Consider the following 26,363-nt stretch of genomic DNA (forward strand, 5'->3'; position numbering starts at 1 on the left):
AACAGGTCGGCCGGTCTTAGGGTCGAAAATGCGGGGTTCCATATCCGGGATACTCAGGCCGCTTCGATATCAGTCAGGAAAGGGCAGTCGAGCGCCATGACGACTAATCGCATTTCTGTGGAGAGCCGCGCGCCGCGAGGCGACGAGGGGGCCATCGCCGTCATCGGCATGGCCTGCCGGCTCCCCATGGCCCTCGGCCCGGCCGACTTCTGGCAGATGCTGCGCAGCGGCACCGACGCGATCACCGACGCACCGCCCGGACGCTGGAACACCGCGGAACCACAGGCCGGGGCAGGAGTCCGCCGTGGCGGATTCCTCGACGGCATCGCCGACTTCGACGCGGGCTTCTTCGCGATCTCGCCCCGCGAGGCCGCCGCCATGGACCCGCAGCAGCGACTCGTCCTCGAACTGGCCTGGGAGGCCCTGGAGGACGCCGGGACCGTCCCCGCCCACCTGCGGGACTCCCGTACCGCCGTCTTCGTCGGCACCCTCCGCGACGACTACACCAGCCTCGCCAACCAGTACGGCGAGCAGGTCATCACCCAGCACTCCATGACGGGCCTCAACCGAGGCGTCATCGCCAACCGCGTCTCCTACTACCTGGGCCTGCGCGGACCGAGCCTCACCGTCGACGCCGCCCAGTCCTCCTCCCTGGTCGCCGTGCACCTTGCGTGCGAGTCGCTGCGTTCGGGGGAGTCCACCACGGCGATAGCCGCGGGCATCAACCTCAACATCCTCGGCGAGAGCGCCGTGACCGAGGAGCGGTTCGGCGGTCTCTCGCCGGACGGCACCGCCTACACCTTCGACGCCCGCGCCAACGGATTCGTGCGGGGCGAGGGAGGCGGGGCGGTCATCCTCAAGCCGCTGGCCCAGGCGGAGGCGGACGGCGACCGGATCTACGGTGTCATCCGCGGCAGCGCCGTCAACAACGACGGTGCCACGCCCGGACTGACCGTGCCCAGCCGCGAGGCTCAGCGCCAGGTTCTCCGCGAGGCCTACGAAAAGGCCGGAATCAGCCCCTCCGATGTTCAGTATGTCGAGCTGCACGGCACCGGGACCCCCGTCGGCGACCCCATCGAGGCCGCCGCGCTCGGAGACGTCTTCAGCTCCCACCGCGCACCCGGCGACCCCCTGATCGTCGGCTCGGCCAAGACCAACGTCGGGCACCTGGAGGGGGCCGCCGGCATGGTCGGCCTGCTCAAGGCCCTGCTGAGCCTGACGCACCGCGAGATCCCCGCGAGCCTCAACTTCGAGACCCCGAACCCGGCCATCGACCTCGCCGGCCTCGGCCTCTCCGTACCGCGCGCACTCACTCCCTGGCCGCACCCCGACCGCCCCCTGGTCGCGGGTGTGTCCTCCTTCGGCATGGGCGGCACCAACTGCCACGTCGTACTGACCGAGGCGCCGGTCTCCGGGCAGGTCCCGGCCGCCGAGACTTCGGCTGCGGAATCCTCTGCCGTGGAGTCTTCGGCTGCGGACGCTCCGGTTGCGGACGCTTCCGCCGTGGACGCTCCCGCCGTACTGCCCTGGGTCCTCTCCGGCCGCGACGCCGACGCTCTGCGTGCCCAGGCCGGGAAGCTGCGCGCCTTCGCCGACGCGAGCGAGGCGGGGACCGCCGACATCGGCTGGTCCCTGCTGACCACCCGCACCACCTTCGACGCCCGCGCGGTCGTCCTCGCGGACAGTGAGGAAACGTTCCTCGCCGGACTCGACTCCCTCGTCGAGGGCGCACCCGGCACCGGCGTCGTGACCGGCCACGTCCAGGACGGCCGTACGGGCTTCCTGTTCACCGGCCAGGGGGCTCAGCGTGCCGGAATGGCGCAGGAGCTGTACGCCTCCTTCCCGGTGTTCGCGGCGGCGTTCGACGAGGTCTGCGGCCTTTTCGATGCGGCGCTGGGCGGTTCTCTGCGTGAGGTGATCGTCTCGGGCGAGAGCCTGGACGAGACGGGCTGGACGCAGCCGGCGCTGTTCGCGGTCGAGGTGGCGTTGTTCCGTCTGGTGGAGTCGTGGGGTGTGCGTCCGGACTTCGTCGCGGGGCATTCGATCGGTGAGATCGCGGCCGCGCACGTGGCGGGCGTGTTCTCCCTTGAGGACGCGGTGCGTCTGGTGGTGGCGCGTGCCGGTCTGATGCAGGCGTTGCCGCGTGGTGGTGCGATGGTCGCCGTGGAGGCGACGGAGGCCGAGGTCGTCGGGCTTCTGGAGGGCCGGGTCGCGATCGCGGCGGTCAACGGTCCCCGCTCGGTCGTCGTATCCGGCGAGGAGACGGCCGTTCTCGAAGTCGGCCGCAAGGTCGAGGAGCTGGGCGGGCGCATACGCCGCCTGACGGTGAGCCACGCCTTCCACTCTCCGCTCATGGATCCGATGCTGGCCGAGTTCAAGGCCGTCGCCGCTCAGCTGACGTACGAGGCTCCCCGTATCGCGGTGGTCTCCACGGTCACCGGCAAGGTCGCCACCGGCGACGACCTCCGTAGCGCCGAGTACTGGGCCGACCAGGTCCGTGGCACGGTCCGCTTCGCCGACGCCGTCGAGACGATGGCCGCCGAGGGCGTCACCTCGTACCTGGAGGTGGGTCCCGACGGTGTGCTGTCGGCACTGGCCGAGGGTGCCGTTCCGGCGCTCCGCCGGGGCCGCGACGAGGTCGTGACCCTGCTGTCCGCCGTCGCCACCCTGTTCACCCGGGGCACCGCCGTCGACTGGCAGGCGCTCTACGAGGGAACCGGCGCCCGCCGGGTACCCCTGCCCACGTACGCCTTCCAGCGCAGCCGCCACTGGCTCGAACCCGGCTCCGCCGGCCGGACCGCCCCCGCCCTGCCGGAGCTCTCCGCGAGCACGCCCGGCGAGGCCCCCGTCCCCCGTGGCGAACTCGGCCACCGGCTCGCCGCGATGTCCCCGGCCGAACGCTCCCGCACCGTCACCGACCTGACGGCCACGCACATCGCCACCGTCCTCGGATACGACAAGGGCCGCCGCGCCGATGCCCGGCAGTCCTTCAAGGACCTCGGCTTCGACTCCCTGATGTCCGTCGAGCTCCGCGACCGGCTCGCGACCGCCACCGGTCTGCGCCTCTCCGGCGGCCTCCTCTTCGACCACCCGACCCCCACCGCGCTCGCCGCTTACATCGAGGCCGAACTGACCGGCTCGGCCATCGCCGACGAGCAGCACCTCGCCGTGCCGCTCCAGGACGACGAGCCGATCGCCATCGTCGCCATGGCCTGCCGCTACCCCGGCGGCGTCTCCTCACCCGAGGACCTGTGGCGGCTCGTGGCCGACGGCGCCGACGCCATCTCCGGCTTCCCCGCCGACCGGGGCTGGGACGCCGACCTGTACGACCAGGACGCCGAGCGCTCCGGGAAGAGCTCCGTGCGCGAGGGAGGCTTCCTGCACGACGCCGCCCTCTTCGACGCCGGGTTCTTCGGGATCTCGCCCCGCGAGGCCCTCGCCATGGACCCGCAGCAGCGCCTCCTCCTGGAGACCGCCTGGGAGGTCGTCGAGCGCGCCGGCCTCGACCCCGACACCCTCAAGGGCAGCCGCACCGGCGTCTTCGTCGGAGCCACCGCGCTCGACTACGGCCCGCGTCTGCACGACGCCCCGAAGAGCGTCGAGGGCCACCTGCTCACCGGCTCCACCAGCAGCGTCATGTCCGGCCGCATCGCCTACCAGCTCGGACTCGTCGGCCCCGCCCTCACCGTCGACACCGCCTGCTCCTCCTCGCTCGTCGCCCTGCACATGGCCGTACGGTCGCTGCGCCTCGGCGAGACGACCCTCGCGATCGCGGGCGGCGCGACGATCATGTCCGCCCCCGGCATGTTCGTGGAGTTCTCCCGGCAGCGCGGCCTCGCCGCGAACGGTCGCAGCAAGTCCTTCTCCGCCGACGCGGACGGCACCTCGTGGGCCGAGGGCGTCGGCATGCTCCTCGTCGAGAAGCTCTCCGACGCCCGCCGCAACGGCCACCAGGTCCTCGCCGTCATCCGCGGCACCGCCGTCAACCAGGACGGCGCGTCGAACGGTCTGACCGCTCCCAACGGCCCCTCGCAGGAGCGGGTCATCCGCCAGGCCCTCGCGGACGCCCGCCTCACCACCGCCGACGTCGACGTCGTCGAGGCCCACGGCACCGGGACCCGGCTCGGCGACCCGATCGAGGCCGCCGCGATCCTCGCCACCTACGGCAGCGACCGAAGCGACCGAACCCCGGTGTATCTGGGATCGCTCAAGTCGAACATCGGGCACGCCCAGGCCGCGGCCGGTGTCGGCGGCGTCATCAAGATGGTCCAGGCGATCCGCCACGGCGTCCTGCCGCGCACCCTGCACGTCACCGAGCCCACCCCCCACGTCGACTGGACGGCCGGCGGGCTCGAACTGCTCACCGAGGCCCGCGACTGGCCGGAGACCGAGCGCGCCCGCCGGGCCGCCGTCTCCTCGTTCGGCATCAGCGGCACCAACGCCCACGTCATCGTCGAGCAGGCGGACGACGAGCACCAGGACGCCCGCCCCGAGCCCGGGACCACCCCCGGACTGCCCACCCCCTGGGCCCTCTCCGCCCCCGACCGCGCCGCCCTCACCGCCCAGGCCGAGGCTCTCCACACCCGCCTGGAGAACGACCCCGAACTCGGCGCCGCCGACATCGCCGACATCGGCTTCTCCCTCGCCACCACCCGCGCCACCTGGACCGAGCGGGCCGTCGTCACCGGCACCGGAGCGACCGAGCTCCTCGCCGGTCTCGACGCGCTGCGCCGCAACGCCGACGCACCCCAGCTGGTCACCGGCTCCGCCGCCCGCGCGGGCCGTACCGCGTTCCTGTTCACCGGCCAGGGCGCCCAGTACCCGGGCATGGGCCGTGAACTGTACGAGACGCATCCGGCGTTCGCCGCCGCCCTCGACGAGGTGTGCGCCGCCCTCGACCCGCACCTCGACCTGGGCCGCCCGCTGCGCGACGTGATGTTCGAGGACGCGGACGGCGACACCACCCTGGACGGCGACACGGCCCCGGGCGACGACACCGCCCTGCTGAACGAGACCCGCGCCACCCAGCCCGCCCTCTTCGCCCTCGAAGTCGCCCTCCACCGCACCCTCCAGGCCCACGGGCTCACCCCCGACGCCGTCGCCGGGCACTCCATCGGCGAACTCGCCGCCGCCCATGCCGCCGGGGTCCTCTCCCTGGAGGACGCCGCAGCCCTGGTCGCCGCCCGCGGCCGGCTGATGCAGGCGGCGGTCCCCGGCGGCGCGATGCTCGCCGTCCAGGCCACGGAGGACGAGGTCGCCGAGACCCTCACCCCCTACGCCGACCGCCTCGCCGTCGCCGCCGTCAACGGTCCGGACGCCGTCGTGGTCTCCGGTGACGCCGACGCCGCCGACGCGCTCGCCGCGCTCTGGCGCGAGCGCGGCCGCAAGACCCGCCGCCTCACGGTCAGCCACGCCTTCCACTCGCCGCACATGGACACGATCCTCGACGAGTTCCGTACCGTCGCCGAGGGCCTGACGTACCACGCGCCGCTCCTCCAGGTCGTCTCCACCGTCACGGGCCTGCCCGCCACCGGCGACGACCTCGTCACCCCCGACTACTGGGTGCGGCAGATCCGCGAGGCCGTACGGTTCCTCGACGCCACCCGCAGCCTGGAGGACGAGGGCGTCACCGTCTTCGTCGAGATCGGCCCCGACGCCGTCCTCACCGCGATGGCCGCCGGTTCGTTCCTGGCCGACACCTCCCAGGCCGTCGCCCTCCAGCGGTCCGGCCGCCCCCAGCCCGCCACCCTCGCCGCCGGACTCGCCCGCGCCCACACCCTCGGCGCCCCGCTGGACCTGGCGTCGTTCTTCCCCGGCGCCTCGCGCGTCGAGCTGCCCACGTACGCGTTCCAGCGCAGCCACTACTGGCTCCGGCCCGAGGCCCGCACCGACGCCCGCGGTCTCGGACTCGACCCGGCGGGCCACCCCCTGCTGGCCACCAGCGTCGACCTCGCCGACCGTGAGGGCCTGGTCCTCACCAGCAGGCTGTCGCTGAACGACCACCCGTGGCTCGCCGACCACCGCATCCACGGCACCGTCCTCGTACCCGCCACCGCATTCATCGAACTCGCCACGGCGGCGGGCCGGACCGCCGGCGCCGAGCACCTCGTCGAACTGACCCTGGAAGCCCCGCTCGCCCTTCCCGAGCAGCGGGCCGTCCGCGTCCAGGTCACCGTCTCCGCCCCCGACACCACGGGCAGCCGCACCTTCGCCGTGCACTCCCGGCCCGAGACCGACACCGAACACGACGAGCCGGCCGCCTGGACCCGCCACGTCTCCGGCGTCCTCGCCGGCACACCCCCCACCACCGGCCCGGCCTTCGACGAACTGCTCACCTGGCCGCCGCAGCACGCGGAGACCGTGCCGCTGGACGACACGTACGAACGGCTCACCGCCCTCGGATACGAGTACGGCGCCACCTTCCAGGGACTGCGCGCCCTCTGGCGCGGCGCGCACGGCACCACCTACGCCGAGGTCGCCCTCCCCGCGGACCAGCACGAGGCCGCCGCCGGCTACGGCATCCACCCCGCACTCCTCGACGCCGTCCTCCACCCCGTCGTCCTCGACGCCGCGGACGCCGCCGACCCGGACACCATCCGGCTGCCGTTCGCCTGGAGCGGGATCACCACCCACGCCGTCGGCGCCACCACCCTGCGCGTCCGCATCGAGCGCACCGGCACCGACACCGTCGGCCTGCACCTCGCCGACGCCACCGGCGCCCCCGTGGCCACCGTCGACTCGCTGATGCTGCGCCCCGTCGCCAAGGACAAGCTCGCCCCGGCGGCCACCACGGACGGCCTGTTCACCGTCGCCTGGACCACCCTCACCCCGGCGGGCGGCCCCGCGCCGCGCATCACCGAACTCCCCGCCGGCACGGACACCCTCCCGGACGCGGACGCGGGAGACCACACGGCCGACGTCCTCCTCGTCCGCGTCGACGCCGGCAGTCCCCCCACCCCCGCCGCCGCCCACGAGAACGCCGCCCGCGCCCTCGCCCTGACCCAGCGGTGGCTCGCCGACGAGCGTTTCGACGGCACCCGCCTCGCGTTCGCCACCACCGGCGCCGTCGCCACCACCCCCGGCGAAGCCGTCGACGGCCTCTCCGCGGCCCCCGTATGGGGCCTGCTGCGCGCCGTCCAGAGCGAACACCCCGACCGGATCGTCGTCCTGGACGTCGACGGCACCTCCGAGGCCGAGGAACGACTGCCCGCCGCCCTGGCCACCGGAGAACCGCAGCTCGCCCTGCGCGGCACCCGGTTGCACGCCCCGAGGCTCAGCCGCGACCGCGCCCCGGCACCCGCCGACGCGCCCCGCCTCGACCCCGAGGGCACCGTCCTCATCACCGGCGGCACCGGCGGCCTCGGCGGACTCCTCGCCCGCCACCTCGTGACCGGGCACGGCGTACGCCACCTGCTGCTCACCAGCCGACGCGGACCCGACACCCCCGGAGCCGACCGGCTCACCGCCGAACTCACCGGACTCGGCGCCCGGGTGACCACCGTCGCCGCCGACGCCGCCGACCCGGACGCCGTCGCCACCCTCCTGACGGCCGTCGACCCCGCGCACCCGCTCACCGCGATCGTGCACACCGCCGGCGTCCTCGACGACGCCACCGTCGAATCGCTCACCCCCGAGCAGCTGGCCAAGGTCCTGCGGCCCAAGGTCGACGCCGCCTGGAACCTGCACGAGCAGACCCGCGACCTGGACCTGGCCGCGTTCGTCCTCTTCTCCTCCGTCTCCGGCATCACCGGCACCGCCGGACAGTCCAACTACGCCGCCGCCAACACCTACCTCGACGCGCTCGCGGCCCACCGCCAGGCCCAGGGCCGGGCCGCCACCTCGCTGGCCTGGGGCCTGTGGGACGCCAGCCACGGCATGGGCGCCCAGCTCGGAGAGGCCGACCTCGCCCGCTGGAGCCGGGCGGGCGTCGACCCGCTCGACCCCGACACCGGCCTCGCCCTCTTCGACGCCGCCCTCACCGGCGGCGACGCCCTGGTCGTACCGGCCCTGCTCGACCTGGCCCGGCTGCGCGCCGCCGCGGCCGGCAACCCGCCCGCCCTGCTGCGCGGGCTGATCCGCCCCCGCGCCACCACCCGGGCCGCGCAGGGCGCGACGGCCGCGGGAGCGGACGGCGGCACCGAATGGGCCCGCCGCATCGCCGGCCTCCCCGAGGAGGAGAGCCGGGCCGCCGCGGCCGACCTCGTCCGCGGCATCGTCGCCGGCGTCCTCGGCCACGCGAGCCCGGAGGGCATCGACCCGGAGCGCGCCTTCAAGGACATCGGGTTCGACTCGCTGGCCGCCGTGGAACTGCGCAACCGGCTCAACACCGCCACCGGACTGCGGATGCCCGCCACCGCCGTCTTCGACCACCCCTCGCCCGCCGCCCTCGCCGCCTATCTGCACCAGCAGGCGGCGGGGCGCAAGCCCGCCCCGAGCAGCGCACCCGCCCGCCGGGCCGCCGCGGCGGCCGACGAGCCCATCGCCATCGTCGGCATGGCCTGCCGCTTCCCCGGCGGCGTCTCCTCGCCCGAGGACCTGTGGCGGCTCGTCGCCGAAGGCACCGACGCCATCAGCGAGTTCCCCGACAACCGGGGCTGGGACCTGGACTCCCTCTACCACCCGGACCCGGAGAAGACCGGCACCTCCTACACCCGGCACGGCGGATTCCTCCACGACGCCGACCGGTTCGACCCGGCGTTCTTCGGGATGTCCCCGCGCGAGGCCATCGCCACCGACCCGCAGCAGCGCCTCCTCCTGGAGACCGCCTGGGAGACCTTCGAGAGCGCCGGCATCGACCCGGCCGTCGTACGCGGCACCAGCACCGGCGTCTTCACCGGCGCCATGTACGACGACTACGCCTCGCGGCTCGCCAAGAGCCCCGAGGAGTTCGAGGGCTTCCTGCTCGCCGGAAACCTCTCCAGCGTCGTCTCCGGCCGCCTCTCCTACACGTACGGCCTCGAAGGCCCCGCCGTCACCGTCGACACCGCCTGCTCCTCCTCCCTGGTCGCCCTCCACCTCGCGGCCAACGCCCTGCGCCAGGGCGAATGCGACCTCGCCCTCGCCGGCGGCGTCACCGTGATGTCCGGCCCCAGCACCTTCGTCGAGTTCTCCCGGCAGCGCGGCCTCTCCGAGGACGGCCGCTGCCGCTCCTTCTCCGCCGACGCCTCCGGCACCGGCTGGGCCGAGGGCGTCGGCCTCCTCCTCGTGGAGAAGCTGTCCGACGCCCGCCGCAACGGCCACCGGGTCCTCGCCGTGATGCGCGGCTCGGCCGTCAACCAGGACGGCGCCTCCAACGGCCTGACCGCCCCCAACGGTCCGGCGCAGGAACGCGTCATCCGCCAGGCCCTCGCCGTCGCCGGCCTCACCCCCGCCGACGTCGACGCGGTCGAGGCGCACGGCACCGGCACCAGCCTCGGCGACCCGATCGAGGCCCAGGCACTGCTCGCCACCTACGGCCAGGACCGGCCCGAGGGCCGCCCGCTGTACCTCGGCTCCCTCAAGTCGAACATCGGGCACGCCCAGGCCGCGGCCGGTGTCGGCGGCGTCATCAAGATGATCCAGGCCATGCGGCACGGCACCCTGCCGAAGACCCTGCACGCCGAGAACCCCTCCCCCCACATCGACTGGGACACCGGCGCGGTCCAGCTGCTCACCGAGGCGACCCCGTGGCCCGCCACCGGCCGCCCCGCCCGCGCCGCCGTGTCGTCCTTCGGCATCAGCGGCACCAACGCCCACGTGGTCCTGGAACTGGCCGGCGACACCCCGGCACCGGCCGCTCCGGACACCCCGTCCGGTGGCGACACCGACGCCGTCGTCCTCCCCTGGATCCTGACCGCGAAGGACGAGAACGCCCTGCGCCGCCAAGCCGACCGGCTCCACCGCCACCTCACCGACCACCCCGGGCTCACCGTCGGCGACGTCGGCCTCACCCTGGCCACCACCCGCGCCACCCTGGAGCACCGCGCCGCCGTCCTCGGCACCGACCGCGGCACGCTCCTGACCGGACTGGCCGCCCTCGCCGGCGGCGAGCCGACACCCTCGGTCGTACGGGCCACCACCGGCCGCCGCGGCAAGACGGCGTTCCTCTTCACCGGACAGGGCAGCCAGCGGCTCGGCATGGGACGCGAGCTCTACGAGACGTCCCCCGTCTTCCGTCACGCCCTCGACGAGGTGTGCAGGCACCTCGACACCGAACTGTTCCGGCCCGTCAAGGACGTCCTCTTCGCCCCCGAAGGCTCCGCCGACTCGGCCCTGATCGACCAGACCGCCTTCACCCAGGCCGCCCTCTTCGCCACCGAGGTCGCCCTCTTCCGGCTCGCCGAACACCACGGCATCACACCGGACTACCTCCTCGGCCACTCCATCGGCGAGGTCACCGCCGCCCACCTGTCCGGGGTCCTGGACCTCGCCGACGCGTGCGCCCTCGTCGCCGAGCGCGGCCGGCTCATGCAGGCGGCCCGCGAAGGCGGCGCGATGGCCGCGCTCCAGGCCTCCGAGGAAGAGGTCCGGTCCGTCCTCGCCGACTACGAAGACGTCGCCGTCGCCGGGATCAACGGCCCCCGGGCCACCGTCATCTCCGGCGACCAGGACCTCGTCGAGGAGATCAGCACCCTCTGGCGCACCCGGGGCCGCAAGACCAAGCGACTGCCGGTCAGCCACGCCTTCCACTCACCGCACATGGACGAGGTGCTCGACGAGTTCCGTTCCGTCGCCGAGTGCCTGACGTACCACGAGCCCCGCATCCCCGTCGTCTCCAACGTCACCGGCGTCCTCGCCACCACCGAGCAGCTCACCTCGCCCGACTACTGGGTCACCCACATCCGCGAGGCGGTCCGCTTCCACGACGGCGTCCGCCACCTCGAAGAGCTGGGCGTCACCGAGTACCTGGAGATGGGCCCCGACGGCGTCCTGACCGCCATGGCCCAGGAATGCCTGACCCGCGAGGCAGGCTTCCTCGCCCCGCTGCTCCGCTCGGGCAGGCCCGAGGCCGACACCGTCGCCGCCGCCCTCACCGGCGCCGTACTGCGCGGCGCCCGACCGGACTGGCAGTCGTACTTCCCCGGCGCCCGCCGCGTCGACCTGCCCACCTACTCCTTCGACCACGCCCGCTACTGGCTGGAGGGCGCCGCCACCCCCGGCGACGCCGAGGGCTTCGGCCTCGCCGCCGTCGGCCACCCCCTGCTCAGCGCGGCCGTACGGGTCGCGGACCGGGACGCGTACCTCCTCACCGGCCGTGTCTCCCGCCGCACCCACCCCTGGCTGGAGGGCCACGCCGTGGCCGGAACGGTCCTGCTGCCGGCCACCGCCCTCCTCGACCTGGCCTTCCGCGCCGCCGAGCAGGTCGACTGCGACCTGGTCGACGAACTGACGCTCGCCGCACCGCTGGTCCTGCCCGAGCGCGGAGCCGTCCAGCTCCAGCTCGTCGTCGGCGAACCCGACGGGACCGGAGGCCGCAGCCTCGCCGTCTACGCCCGGCCCGACCAGGACGACGACCCGGACCAGCCGTGGACCCTGCACGCCGAGGGCCGCCTCGGCACCGGCACCGCCACCCCCGAGGGACTCCTCGCCTGGCCCCCCGCCGGGGCCACCGAGGTCGACCTCGACGGCGTGTACGACCGGCTCGCCGACGCCGGATACGGCTACGAGAACGCCTTCCAGGGCCTCAGCCGCCTCTGGAAGACACAGGACGAGCTCTTCGCCGAGGTCGTCCTCGGCGAGGAACACCGCACCGACGCCCCCCGGTTCGGCCTCCACCCCGCCCTCCTCGACGCCGCCCTGCACCCGCTGCTCCCCGGCGTCGCCGAGCCCGAAGGCACCTCCTGGCTGCCGTTCTCCTGGTCCGGAGTGAACCTGTACGCCACCGGGGCGACCGTCCTGCGCGTACGGCTCACCCTCGACCGGCCCGGCGACGACTCGCTGAGGGTCGCGCTCACCGTCGCCGACGGCGCGGGCGCAGCCGTCGCCTCCGCCGCATCGCTCCTGCTGCGCCCACTGTCCGAGGAGGCGCTCCGCGGGGCGGGCACCGCCGCACGCGACGGACTGTTCGGCCTCGGCTGGACGACCCTGCCCGCCACCGGCACCGCACCGGCGCGCACCGGCTGGGCCCTGCTCGCCGACGGCGCCGGCCAGGGAAGCGTGCGGGCCCTCGGCGCCGCACTCGACGCGGGCGCCGCGACGCCCGCCGTACTCCTGCTGCGGACGCCCGGCCACACGGCCGACGCGACCGGCGCCCACGACGCCGACGTGACCGGCGAGCACACCACCGACGCGACCGGCGCCCACCACGCCGACCTGCCCGAGCGGGCCCGCACCGCCGTACGGCGGGTCCTCGACACCGTGCAGGACTGGCTAGCCGACGACCGGCTCGCCGAGACCCGGCTCGTCGTCACCACCCGGGGTGCCGTCGCCGCAGGACCCGAGGACGTCACCGACCTGGCCCACGCCGGAGTCTGGGGCCTCCTCAGGTCCGCACAGACCGAGAACCCCGGCCGGATCGTCCTCGTCGACCTCGACCCCGCCACCACCGGAGACCACACCGCAGGCGACCAGGACCGCACGGCAGGCCACCAGGACCGTACGGCCGCCGAGGACCGGCTCCTCGACCTCGCCGTAGCCACCGGCGAAGCCCAGATCGCCGTCCGCGGCGACACCCTCACCGTCCCCCGGCTGACCCGCGCCACCCCCGTGGCCGAACCCCCCACCACCCCCCACTGGGACCGCGGCACCGTCCTCGTCACCGGCGCGACCGGCGCCCTCGGCGCCGTCCTCGCCCGGCACCTCGTCACCGAACACGGAGCCCGCCGACTGCTGCTCCTCAGCCGCCGCGGCCCCGACGCCCCCGGCGCCGACGAACTCCGCACCGAACTCGAAGCACTCGGCGCCCACGCCGAGACCGTCGCCTGCGACGTGACCGACCGCGACTCCCTCGCCGCCGTCCTCGCCGCCGTCCCCGACGAGCACCCGCTCACCGCCGTCGTCCACACCGCCGGCGTCCTCGACGACGGCGTCGCCGCCCAACTCACCCCCGACCAGCTCGACAAGGTCCTCCGCCCCAAGATCGACGCCGCCTGGCACCTCCACGAACTCACCCGGGACCTCGACCTCACCGCCTTCGTCCTCTACTCCTCCGTCGCCGGCCTCATCGGCACCGCCGGCCAGGCCAACTACGCGGCGGGCAACACCTTCCTCGACGCCCTCGCCGCCCACCGCCGCGCCCACGGCCTGCCCGGCCTGTCCCTCGCCTGGGGCCTCTGGGCCCAGGCCAGCACCATCTCCGGCAGCCTCGACGAGACCGACCTGCGCCGCCTGGCCCGCGTCGGCCTGCGCCCCCTCGCCTCCCAGGAGGCGATGGCCCTCTTCGACGCGGCACCCGCCACCGGCGAGGCCGTCCTCGCCGTCACCCGCCTCGACGCGGCGGCCCTGCGCGGCGGCGGCGAACTGCCGCCCGTCCTGCGCGCCCTCGCCGGACCGGCCAAGCGCCGCGCCACCACCGTCGCGACCGGCGGAACCTCCGAGGAGGCCCCGCTCGCCCAGCGGCTCGCCTCCCTCGGCACCGCCGAACGGGAACGCGCCCTCACCGACCTCGTACGCGCCCAGGTCGCCGGCGTCCTCGGACACGGAGACCCCGGCCGCATCGAGGCCGACCGGGCCTTCCAGGAGCTCGGCTTCGACTCCCTCACCGCCGTCGAACTCCGCAACCAGCTGGGCCGGGCGACCGGACTGCGCCTGCCGACCACCCTCGTCTTCGACCACCCGTCGCCGCAGGCCCTCGCCACCCACCTCCTCGGCGAACTCGCCGTGGAGGAGGCCTCGCCCGCCGAACCGGTCCTCACCCCCCTCGCGGGCCTGGAGACGGCCATCGCCGCCGCACCCGACCAGGAGACGCGCGACCTGATCACCGCACGCCTCAAGGAACTCCTCAAGGCCGCCGAGATCGCCGACGGCCTCGGACGCCCGGCGGACACCGAGGACGAGCAGGACCTCGAAACGGCGAGCGACGAGGAGCTCTTCGCGCTCCTCGACGAACTCGAATGACCCCCAGGGCACGCGCCGCCCACGGCGCGCACACGGCAATCGGACACACCACCACACGGGAGCTGAATTCACGTGGCTGACGAGGTACAACTCCGCGAATACCTCAAGAGGGCCATCGCCGACGCCCGAGACGCACGCAAGCGTCTGCGCGAGGTCGAGGACAAGGAACAGGAGCCGATCGCCATCGTCTCCATGGCCTGCCGGTACCCGGGAGGCGTCGCCTCGCCCGAGGACCTGTGGCAGCTGGTCGCCGACGGCGTCGACGCGGTCTCCTACTTCCCCACCGACCGCGGCTGGGACCTGGAGCGCCTCTACGACCCCGACCCGGAGAAGACCGGCACCTCCTACTCCCGCGAGGGCGGATTCCTCTACGACGCCGACCTCTTCGACCCCGAACTGTTCGGGATGTCCCCGCGCGAGGCGCTGGCGGCCGACCCGCAGCAGCGGCTCCTCCTGGAGACCGCCTGGGAGACCTTCGAGCGCGCCGGCATCGACCCGGTGTCGCTCAAGGGCACCCGGACCGGTGTGTTCGCCGGCGTCATGTACAACGACTACGGCTCGCGCCCCCACCTCCCCCCGGAGGACTTCGAGGGCTACCTCTTCAGCGGCAGCGCGGGCTCGATCGCCTCCGGCCGCGTCGCCTACACGTACGGCCTCGAAGGCCCGGCCGTCACCGTCGACACCGCCTGCTCCTCCTCCCTGGTCGCCCTGCACCTCGCGGCCAACGCCCTGCGCCGCGGCGAGTGCGACCTCGCCCTGGCCGGCGGTGTCACCGTGATGTCGACACCGGTCGCCTTCGTGGAGTTCTCCCGGCTGCGCGGGCTCGCCGCCGACGGCCGCAGCAAGTCCTTCTCCGCGGCCGCGGACGGCACCGGCTGGGCCGAGGGCGTCGGCCTCCTCCTCGTGGAGAAGCTGTCGGATGCCCGTCGCAACGGCCATCGGGTCCTCGCCGTGATGCGCGGTTCGGCCGTCAACCAGGACGGTGCGTCGAACGGTCTGACCGCCCCCAACGGTCCGGCGCAGGAACGCGTCATCCGCCAGGCCCTCGCCGGCGCGGGCCTCACCACCGCCGACGTCGACGTCGTGGAGGCCCACGGCACCGGAACGCGGCTCGGCGACCCGATCGAGGCCCAGGCACTCCTCGCCACCTACGGCCAGGACCGCCCCGAGGGCCGCCCGCTGTACCTCGGCTCCCTCAAGTCGAACATCGCCCACGCCCAGGCCGCGGCAGGAGTCGGCGGCGTCATCAAGATGATCCAGGCCATGGAGCACGGCGTGATGCCTCGCACCCTGCACAGCGATCAGCCGACCACCCACGTCGAATGGGACGAGGGCGCCGTCTCCCTGCTCAACGAGGCCAGGCCCTGGCCCGAGACCGGGGCCCCGCGCCGCGCGGCCGTCTCCTCCTTCGGCTTCGGCGGCACGAACGCCCACGTCATCATCGAGGAACCGCCCGCGGCGGCCGAGGAGACCACGGAGAAGCCCCGGGAGGCGTCGGCGGCGCTCCCCGTCGTGCCGTGGATCATCTCCGGCAAGACGGCCACCGCCCTCCGCGACCAGGCACGACGGCTGAACGCCCGCCTCACGGCGGACCTCGCCGTGTCCCCCCTGGACATCGGTTTCTCCCTGGCGACGGGGCGGGCGTCTTTGGACCATCGTGCGGTGGTGACGGGCCGGGACCGTGGCGAGCTCCTCGCCGGGGTGCGAGCACTGGCCGAGGGTGGGACGGCTCCGGGCCTGGTGCACGGTGAGCGGGCCGGGGGCCGTACGGGCTTCCTGTTCACGGGTCAGGGGGCTCAGCGTGCCGGAATGGCGCAGGAGCTGTACGCCTCCTTCCCGGTGTTCGCGGCGGCGTTCGACGAGGTCTGCGGCCTTTTCGATGCGGCGGTGGGCGGTTCTCTGCGTGAGGTGATCGTCTCGGGCGAGGGCCTGGACGAGACGGGCTGGACGCAGCCGGCGCTGTTCGCGGTCGAGGTCGCACTGTTCCGTCTGGTGGAGTCGTGGGGCGTACGCCCGGACTTCGTGACAGGACATTCGATCGGTGAGATCGCGGCCGCGCACGTGGCGGGCGTGTTCTCCCTTGAGGACGCGGTACGTCTGGTGGTGGCACGTGCCGGTCTGATGCAGGCGCTCCCGCGTGGTGGTGCGATGGTCGCCGTGGAGGCGACGGAGGCCGAGGTCGTCGGGCTTCTGGAGGGCCGGGTCGCGATCGCGGCGGTCAACGGTCCCCGCTCGGTCGTCGTATCCGGTGAAGAGGAAGCGGTCCACGAGGTCGCGCGGAAGGTCGGTGAGCTGGGCGGCAGGACCCGTCGTCTGACGGTGAGCCACGCCTTCCACTCGCCGCTGATGGATCCGATGCTGGCCGAGTTCAAGGCCGTCGCCGCCCAGCTGACGTACGAGGCACCCCGTATCGCGGTGGTCTCCACCGTCACCGGCAAGGTCGCCACCGGCGACGACCTCCGTAGCGCCGAGTACTGGGCCGACCAGGTCCGTGGCACGGTCCGCTTCGCCGACGCCGTCGAGACGATGGCCGCCGAGGGCGTCACCTCGTACCTGGAGGTGGGTCCCGACGGTGTGCTGTCGGCACTGGCCGAGGGTGCCGTTCCGGCGCTCCGCCGGGGCCGCGACGAGACCGCGACCCTGCTGTCGGCCGTGGGAACGCTCTTCACCCGGGGCGTCACGGTCGACTGGCGGACGCTGTACGAGGGAACCGGCGCCCGCCAGGTGCCGCTGCCCACGTACGCCTTCCAGCGCCGCCGCTACTGGCTCGAATCCCGCCCCGCCCCCGAGATCCACGGCCACGACGCCCCCACCACCGGCCACCCGGTCCTCGGCTCGCCCATCACGGTGGCCGGCTTCAACCAGATCCTGTTCACCAGCCGCCTCTCCCTGGAGAGCCACCCGTGGCTCGCCGACCACGTCGTCCTCGGCTCGCCCGTCCTCCCGGCGTCCGCACTCGTCGAACTCGCCATCCACGCGGGCGACCTGATCGGCCACCCGGCGCTCGACGAGCTCAACCTCCAGGTGCCGCTGGTGCTCCCGGAGGAGGGCAACATCCAGCTCCAGGTCAGGGCCGGCACTCCGGACGACACCGGACGGCACTGCTTGTGCCTGTACTCCCGCCCCGACGACTTCGACGCGCCGTGGACCATGCACGCCGAGGGCTGGTACCTCACGGAGGAGCCCGAGGTCGCCGCCTCCCTCGCCTGGGACGACGACGCGACGGGCCGGACCACCGAGATCCAGCTCCCCGACGGCCTCCAGACCGACGCCGGACGGTACGGGCTGCACCCGGTCCTGCTGCAGGCGGCCCTGCCCGTCCGCCCCGAGGACCCGGCCGCCGGTACGGTCCCGGTCCCCGCCGACTGGTACGGGGTACGGCTCCACGCCACCGGGGCGACCGCCGTCAAGGCGCGGGTCACGGAGATCGACGAGGGCGCCTTCTCGCTCCAGCTGGCCGACGCGGCCGGCGACCTGGTCGTCTCGGTGGAGTCCATCGTCTTCCGCGACATGCCCAACGAGCAGTTCAGGGCCGCCGTGGGCGGCGACAGCACGGGACGCGAATCGCTCTTCCACGTCGACTGGACGCCCACCACCCTGCCGGAGCCGGCCGAACCGCTCACGTGGGCCGTCCTGGACCCGGACGGCACCGGCGGGCAGAACGGCACCGGCGAGAACAGGTACGCGCACCCCACCGAGGTGGCCGCGGCCGTCGCCGCCGGCACCCGCGTCGATGCCGTCCTGCTGCCCTGGCCCCCCGCGGATCCCGGCGCCGACCAGGCCGCCGCCACGCACACGGCCACGCGGAAGACCCTCGCGCTGGTACGGGAGTGGCTGGCCGACGAGCGCCTTGAAGGGACCCGGCTCGTGGTGGTCACCTCGGGCGCGGTCGCCACCGACGACGGGGAGGACGTCACCGACCTGGCGGGCGCCGCCGTCTGGGGCCTGCTCCGCTCGGCCCAGTCGGAAGCCCCCGACCGCATCGTCCTCATCGACACGGACACGGACACGGACACGGACACGGGCACGGGCACGGGCAGCGGTACGGGTACGGGTACGGGCGCCGGCACCGAGGGGACGCTCTCCCTCCTCGCCGCCGGTGAACCCCAAGCCGCCCTGCGCGACGGCAAGACGCTCCTGCCCCGCCTGCGACGAGTCCCCGTCACCGACAAGCCCGCCGGCCGACCCCCCGTCTGGAAGCACGGCACCGTCCTCGTCACCGGCGGCACCGGCACCCTCGGCGCCGAGTTCGCCCGCCACCTCGTCGCCGAGCACGGCGCCACCCGTCTCCTCCTGCTCTCCCGTACCGGGGAACAGGCCGACGGCACGGCAGGGCTCCTGGACGACCTGCGGGGCATCGGCGCCCACGTCACCGTCGCCACCTGCGACGTCGCCGATCGCGACGCGCTCGCCCGGGTGCTCGCGGGCATCCCGGAGGAGCACCCGCTGACCGCGGTCGTGCACACCGCCGGCGTACTCGACAACGGACTGCTCCCCGCGCTCACCGACGACCGGCTCACCGACGTGCTGCGGCCCAAGGCGGACGCGGCCTGGCACCTGCACGAGCTGACCCGTCACCTGGAACTGGAGGCGTTCGTGACGTTCTCCTCCACCGTGGGCGTCCTCGGCGGCCCCGGCCAGGCCAACTACGCGGCGGCCAACGCCTTCCTGGACGCCCTCGCCGCCCACCGGCGCGCCCAGGGCCTGCCGGCGACCTCCATCGCCTGGGGCCTGTGGCAGCTCGGCGGCATCAACGCCCACCTCGCCGAGAGCGACCTCAACCGCTTCGCCCGCGACGGCTTCCGGCCGATCGCCCGCGTCGAAGGCCTCTCCCTGTTCGACCGGGCCACCGCCGACGGCCGGGCCGCCCTCGTCGCGACCCCGGTGGGCGTGACCGCCGTACGGGCCCAGGCCCGGATCCCCGCCCTCCTGAGCGAGCTCGCGGCCCTGCCGGGCCGCCGCGTCGCCCGGTCCGGGCCCGCCGACCACGCCGCCGACCCGGCGGCCGGCCTCGCCGCACGACTGGGCGAGCTGAGCGAGGTGGAGCAGGAGCAGTTCCTCCTCACCCTCGTGCGCACCGACGTCGCCGCGGTCCTCGGCCGTACCGACGCCGAGTCCATCGCCCCGGAACGCGCCTTCCAGGACCTCGGCTTCGACTCGCTCACCGCGGTCGACCTGCGCAACCGGATCGGCACCGCCACCGGCGTCAAACTTCCCGCCACCCTCGTGTTCGACCACCCCACCCCGGCGGCCCTCGTCGCGTTCCTGCGGGACCGCCTCACCCCCCAGGCACCCGACGCCCGCCAGGCGCTCCTCGACGAACTGGACGAGGTGGAACGGAAGCTGGCCGCCGTGTCCCAGGGCGACCAGGACCGGTCCGCCGTCTCCGCCCGCCTCCGTGCCCTGCTGTCCCGGGTCGAGGGGGCCGACGGTACGGCCGCGGTGCCCGGCGCCGGCACGTACGACCCGTCCGACGCGGCCGACGATTCCGACGCCATCGAGTCGGCCTCCGTCGACGAGCTTCTCAGCTTCATCGACAACGAACTCGGCAGCTCCACCCCCTAGGTCGCGCCCGGTATGCCCCACCCGGAAAGCCCCACCCGGCCCGCGATGCCTGGCCGGCGATGCCGGCTCGCGAAGCCCGGCTCGCGATGCCCGGCCCTTCGATGCCCGGCATGACCTAGTGCCCGCTCCGCCGTCGCCCCCGGCGGCGGACGGGTCCCAGAGCCGGTCCGGCGGCCCCCTTCCGCCGGACCGGCCCCCTGCCACTCAGCCTTCGCCCGAGGAGAGCACGAACCCGATGTCCAACCCGTCGAACGAAGAGAAGCTGGTCGAGTACCTGAAGCGGGTCACGGTCGACCTGCAGAAGGCGCATCGCAAGATCGCCGCACTGGAGGCCGCCGACTCCGAGCCGATCGCCGTCGTCGGCATGGCCTGCCGCTTCCCCGGAGGAGTGGCCTCCCCCGACGACCTGTGGCGACTTGTCGACTCCGGCACCGACGCCATCACCGACTTCCCCACCGACCGCGGCTGGGACCTGGAGCGCCTCTACGACCCCGACCCGGGCCGCGCGGGCACCTCCTACACCCGCAAGGCCGGCTTCCTGCACGACGCCGCCCTCTTCGACGCCGGGTTCTTCGGGATCTCGCCCCGCGAGGCCCTCGCCATGGACCCGCAGCAGCGCCTCCTCCTGGAGACCTCGTGGGAGGCGTTCGAGCAGGCGGGCATCGACCCCGACACCCTGCGCGGAAGCCGTACGGGCGTCTTCGCGGGCATCATCGAGCAGAGCTACCTCGGCCTGGACGGACCCGAGGAGTTCGAGGGCTATCTGCTGACGAGCAAGCTCAGCAGCGTCGCCTCCGGCCGGGTCGCCTACAGCCTCGGTCTCGAAGGCCCCGCCCTCTCCGTCGACACCGCCTGCTCCTCCTCGCTCGTCGCCCTCCACCTGGCGATCCAGTCGCTGCGCTCCGGCGAGTCCGACCTGGCCCTGGCCGGCGGTGTCACGGTGACCGCGACGCCGGGCGGATTCGTCGACTTCTCCCGGCAGAGCGGCCTGGCGCCCGACGGCCGGATCAAGTCCTTCTCCGCCGACGCGGACGGCACCTCGTGGTCGGAGGGCGTCGGCATGCTCCTCGTCGAGAAGCTGTCCGACGCCCGCCGCAACGGCCACCAGGTCCTGGCCGTCATCCGGGGCTCGGCCGTCAACCAGGACGGTGCGTCGAACGGTCTGACCGCCCCCAACGGCCCCTCGCAGGAGCGGGTCATCCGCCAGGCCCTCGCGGACGCGGGCCTCACCACCGCGGACGTCGACGTCGTCGAGGCGCACGGCACCGGGACCCGGCTCGGCGACCCGATCGAGGCACAGGCCCTGCTCGCCACCTACGGCCAGGGCCGCCCGGAGGGCCGCCCGCTCTACCTCGGCTCCCTCAAGTCGAACATCGGCCACACCGTCGCCGCCGCCGGTGTCGGCGGCGTCATCAAGATGATCCAGGCCATGGAACACGGCGTGCTGCCCCGCACCCTGCACGTGGAGAGCCCCACGCCGATGGCGGACTGGGACTCCGGCGCCGTCGAGCTGCTCACCGAGGCCCGGGACTGGCCGGCCACCGAGCGCGCCCGTAGGGCCGCCGTCTCCGCCTTCGGCGTCAGCGGCACGAACGCGCACGTGATCATCGAGCAGCCGCCCGTGGAGGAACCCGCGCAGGCCGAGACGGCCGAACTGCCCGTGGTTCCCTGGCTGCTGTCGGGCCGGACGCCGGACGCCCTGCGCGAGCAGGCCCGCCGCTTCCACGACCACGTCTCGGCCGACGCCACCCACTCCCCCCTGGACATCGGTTTCTCCCTGGCGACGGGGCGGGCGTCCCTGGACCACCGAGCGGTGGTGACGGGCCGGGACCGTGGCGAGCTCCTCGCCGGGGTGCGAGCGCTGGCCGAGGGTGGGACGGCTCCGGGCCTGGTGCACGGTGAGCGGGCCGGGGGCCGTACGGGCTTCCTGTTCACGGGTCAGGGGGCTCAGCGTGCCGGAATGGCGCAGGAGCTGTACGCGTCGTTCCCGGTGTTCGCGGCGGCGTTCGACGAGGTCTGCGGCCTTTTCGATGCGGCGGTGGGTGGTTCTCTGCGTGAGGTGATCGTCTCGGGCGAGGGCCTGGACGAGACGGGCTGGACGCAGCCGGCGCTGTTCGCGGTCGAGGTCGCACTGTTCCGTCTGGTGGAGTCGTGGGGTGTGCGTCCGGACTTCGTGGCGGGGCATTCGATCGGTGAGATCGCGGCCGCGCACGTGGCGGGCGTGTTCTCCCTTGAGGACGCGGTGCGTCTGGTGGTGGCGCGTGCCGGTCTGATGCAGGCGTTGCCGCGTGGTGGTGCGATGGTCGCCGTGGAGGCGACGGAGGCCGAGGTCGTCGGGCTTCTGGAGGGCCGGGTCGCGATCGCGGCGGTCAACGGTCCCCGCTCGGTCGTCGTATCCGGCGAGGAGACGGCCGTTCTCGAAGTCGGCCGCAAGGTCGAGGAGCTGGGCGGTCGCATACGCCGCCTGACGGTGAGCCACGCCTTCCACTCTCCGCTCATGGACCCGATGCTGGCCGAGTTCAAGGCCGTCGCCGCCCAGCTGACGTACGAGGCTCCCCGTATCGCGGTGGTCTCCACGGTCACCGGCAAGGTCGCGACGGGCAAGGAGCTCCGTTCGGCCGACTACTGGGCCGACCAGGTCCGCGGTACGGTCCGCTTCGCCGACGCCGTCGAGACGATGGTCTCCCAGGGCGTCACCGCGACCCTGGAACTCGGCCCCGACGGCGTCCTGTCCGCCCTCGCGGCCGAGCTCGTCCCCTCCGCCGTCGCCCTGCTGCGCCGCGACCGGCCCGAGGCCGACACGGCCGTCGGCGCGCTCGGCCGCCTCCACCGGCACGGCGTCCCCGTCGACTGGGCGGGGTTCTTCGCCGGCACCGGTGCCCGCCGGGTCCCCCTGCCCACGTACGCCTTCCAGCACCAGCGCTACTGGGTGGAGTCGGCGGCCGTCGCCCCCGACGCCGCCGGGCTCGGCATGCGGTCGACCGGCCACCCGCTGCTCGGCGCCGCCGTCGTCCTCGCGGGCGCCGACCGGACCGTGTTCACCAGCACCTTCTCCCCCCGAACCCTTCCGTGGCTCGCCGACCACACCGTCTCCGGTTCCGTGGTGCTGCCGCCCGCCGCGCTCGTGGAGCTCGTCGTCCGGGCCGGGGACGAGTCGGGGGCGACCACCCTCGACGAACTCGTCCTGGACACCCCGCTCGTCCTCGGCAAGGGCGGCACCCACCAGCTCCAGGTCGCCGTGGGCGCCCCCGACGCCACCGGCCGCCGCCCGGTCACCGTGCACGGCCGCCCCGACGACCCCGACGCGACGTGGACCGCGCACGCCCACGGCACGTTGAGCGTCACCGCCCAGGGCCCCGGGTTCGAGCCGGTCGAGTGGCCGCCCGCCGACGCCGAGGAGACCGCCCTCGAAGAGCTGTACGCCGGTCTCGCCGACGCGGGCCTCGCGTACGGCCCGGCGTTCCAGGGCCTCACCGCCGCCTGGCGCCGTGGCGACGAGCTCTTCGCCGAGGTCGCGCTGCCCGAGCAGGCGACCGGCGCCGAGGACTTCACCCTGCACCCCGCGCTCCTCGACGCGGCGGTACGGCCCCTCCTGCCCGCCGTACCGGAGGGTGCTCCGCTCGCCGGGCACTGGCGCGGCGTACGGCTGCACGCGACCGGCGCCACCGCGCTCCGGGTCCGTATCGCCCCGGGGGCCGGTGGCGGCGCGCGCGTCGAACTCGCCGACCCGTCGGGGCAGCCCGTCGCCGTCGTCGCCGAGACGGCGGTGCGCGGTGTCGACGACGGCGCGTTCGCGACGGCCGCCGGTCGGCACGACGACGCGCTGTTCCACATGGGCTGGACGCCGCTGGGCGTGCGGCCGGCGGGGGAGACCCGTCCGGCCACGCTCGGCGACGAGGGCGACTTCACGAGCCCCGGCGAGGTGGCCGCGGCCGTCGCCGCCGGACGGGAGGTACCCGTCGTCGTCCTCCGTGTCCGGCCGGAACCGGCGGGCTCGCTGCCCGGTTCGGTCCACGCCACGACGGAGAAGGCACTCGGCCTGGTGGGTGAGTGGTTGGCCGACGAGCGTCTTGAAGGGACCCGGCTCGTGGTGGTCACCTCGGGTGCGGTCGCCACCGCCGACGGGGAGGACGTCACCGACCTGGCGGGCGCCGCCGTCTGGGGCCTGCTCCGCTCGGCCCAGTCCGAGCACACCGGCCGCATCGTCCTCGTCGACGCCGACCCCGACGCCGACCCCGATGCCGATCCGGACACCGGCCACGTCACCGGCCTGGTCACGGCCCTCGCCGTCTCCGGCGAACCCCAGGCAGCCCTGCGCGCCGGACAGGTGTACGTCCCCCGGCTCGCGAGGGCCGTCGTACCCGCTCCCGGCACCGCCCCGGCCTGGAACCCCGACGGCACGGTCCTGATCACCGGCGGCACCGGCAGCCTCGGCGCCCTCTTCGCCCGCCACCTCGTCACCGCGCACGGGGTGCGTCACCTCCTGCTCACCAGCCGCAGCGGCCCGGCCGCCGCCGGTGCGAAGGAGCTGTCGGCCGAACTGACCGCCCTGGGCGCCCGGGTCACCGTCGCCGCCTGCGACACGGCCGACCACACGGCGCTCGCCGAGCTCCTCGACACGATCCCCGCCGACCTCCCGCTCACCGGCGTCGTACACGCCGCCGGCATCCTGGACGACGGCCTCCTCACCACCCTCACCCCCGAGCGGCTGCACGCCGTACTGCGGCCCAAGGTCGACGCCGCCTGGAACCTGCACCGCCTCACCCAGGACAAGGACCTCACCGCCTTCGTCCTCTTCTCCTCGATCGCCGCGGTCGTCGGCGGCCCCGGCCAGTCCAACTACGCCGCCGCCAACCAGTTCCTCGACGCCCTCGCCCAGCACCGGCACGCGCGCGCCCTGCCCGCCACCTCGGTCGCCTGGGGCCTCTGGGAGCAGTCCGGCGGCATGAGCGGCCACCTCAGCGAGACCGACCTCGGCCGCATCGCCCGCAGCGGCTTCCGCCCCGTCCCCCAGGCCCAGGGGCCCGCGCTGCTCGACCGGGCGATCGCCCTCGGACACCCGGCCGTCGTCGCGACCCCGCTGGACATCGCGGTCCTGCGCGAACAGCCCGGCCGCATCCCGGCGGTCCTCACCGGGCTCGCCCCCGCCCCGCTGCGCCGGGCCGCCGCCGGGGAGGGCGCGGCCGCGACCGCCTCGCTCGCCGACCTGGTCGCCGGGCTCGACGGGCCCGAGCGCGAACAGGCCGTCCTGGACGCGGTGCTCGAACTCAGCGCGGCCGTACTCGGCCATGCCGACACCTCCGGCATCCAGCCCGGACAGCCGCTGACCAAACTCGGCTTCGACTCGCTGACCTCGGTCGAGCTCCGCAACCGGCTGAGCGCCCTGGTCGACTCCAAGCTGCCCGCGACGCTGGTCTTCGACCACCCCACGCCCGCCGCCCTCGCCGCCTTCGTCTCAGGCCAGCTCGCCGGCGGGCCGGGTGCGGACGCCGCCCCGGCGCTCCCCGCCGTGGACTACGCGGTCGAGGTGCGCCTCGCCGACGACATCCGCCCGGCGGTCGAGGTCGTCACGTCGGCGGCGGAGCCGCGGTCGATCCTGCTGACCGGAGCCACCGGCTTCCTCGGCGCGTTCCTGCTGCGCGACCTGATGCGGACGACCACGGCGACGATCCACTGCCTGGTCCGCGGCGCCGACCAGGACGAGGCGATGAAGCGGCTGCGGACCAACATGGAGTGGTACCGGCTGTGGGACGAGGTCGACGAGAGCCGGCTCTCGCCCGTCCTCGGCGACCTGGCCGAGGAGCGGCTCGGCCTCACGGAGGAGCACTTCGACGACCTGGCGCGGACGGTGGACGCCGTCTACCACAACGGCGCCCGGGTCCACTGGCTGCACCCGTACACGGCGCTGCGCGACGCCAACGTCCGCGGCACCGAGGAGGTGCTGCGCCTGGCAGCCCGTCACCGCACCGTCCCCGTCCACTACGTGTCCACCGTCGGCGTCTTCGACGGGGTACGGGAGGAGGGCGTCCCGCTCAAGGTGACCGACCCGACCGGCCCCGCCGAGGCCCTGCCCAGCGGCTACCTCCAGAGCAAGTGGGTCGCCGAGCAGCTCATCGGCACCGCCCGCGACCGGGGGCTGCCCGTCTCCGTCTACCGCGTCGACGTGATCTCCGGCGACACCCGGACCGGCGCCTGCCAGACCCGCGACTTCGTCTGGCTCAGCCTCAAGGGCATCCTGCAGTCGGCGGCGGTGCCCGCCGGTACCAGCGGCCGGTTCCACCTGCTGCCCGTCGACTACGTCAGCGCCGCCATCACCACCCTCTCCCGGCAGCGGGACACCGCCGGCCGTACCTTCCACCTGTTCAACCAGAGCTCCCTCAGCCTCGCCCAGTGCGTGGAGAACCTGCGGGCGTACGGGTACGCGCTGGACGAGCGGGACCGGCGGAGCTGGCACGAGGAGGTCGGCGCGAGCAGCGACAACGCGCTGCGCCCGCTGCTCCACGCCTTCGAGATGATGACCTCCGACACCGACGGCTTCTACCCGCCGATCGACACCTCGGAGACCCTCGCGGCCCTCGCGGGGACCGGCGTCGACTGCCCGCCGCTGACCGCCGAGCTCTTCGCCCGGTACGTCGACTTCTTCGTCGAGGTGGGCCACTTCCCGCCCGTGCCGGACCGCGAGCCGGCGCGCGTGTGACGGGACGTCAGGGCCGGGATCCGACGCGCACATGACGGGAGGTCAGGGCCGGGGCCCGACGAAGTGC

2 protein-coding genes and 1 pseudogene are annotated in these 26,363 nt (G+C 74.2%); all 3 read left to right on the forward strand.

The window, feature by feature from the left end; genetic code table 11:
* The first annotated feature begins 96 nt into the window (after nucleotides 1-96).
* The 3 genes and pseudogenes from OG259_RS41550 (at nucleotide 97) to OG259_RS41560 (ending at nucleotide 26,296) form a co-directional block, all read left to right on the forward strand.
* A complete protein-coding gene (locus tag OG259_RS41550; RefSeq protein WP_328947391.1) occupies nucleotides 97-14,034 on the forward strand; it encodes a type I polyketide synthase in 13,938 nt (4,645 codons plus the stop codon).
* Nucleotides 14,035-14,124: 90 nt separating this feature from the next.
* Nucleotides 14,125-19,599 (forward strand): annotated as a pseudogene (locus OG259_RS41555) (SDR family NAD(P)-dependent oxidoreductase); the annotation flags it as partial.
* 274 nt (nucleotides 19,600-19,873) lie between these two features.
* A complete protein-coding gene (locus tag OG259_RS41560) occupies nucleotides 19,874-26,296 on the forward strand; it encodes a thioester reductase domain-containing protein (RefSeq protein WP_443052169.1) in 6,423 nt (2,140 codons plus the stop codon).
* Nucleotides 26,297-26,363: the final 67 nt, after the last annotated feature.

The sequence above is a fragment of the Streptomyces sp. NBC_00250 genome, assembly GCF_036192275.1.
GTDB lineage: Bacteria > Actinomycetota > Actinomycetes > Streptomycetales > Streptomycetaceae > Streptomyces.

Excerpts from the sequence above, each read along its gene's own strand:
- OG259_RS41550 (WP_328947391.1), top strand. The coding sequence starts at position 97 with ATGACGACTAATCGCATTTCTGTGGAGAGCCGCGCGCCGCGAGGCGAC.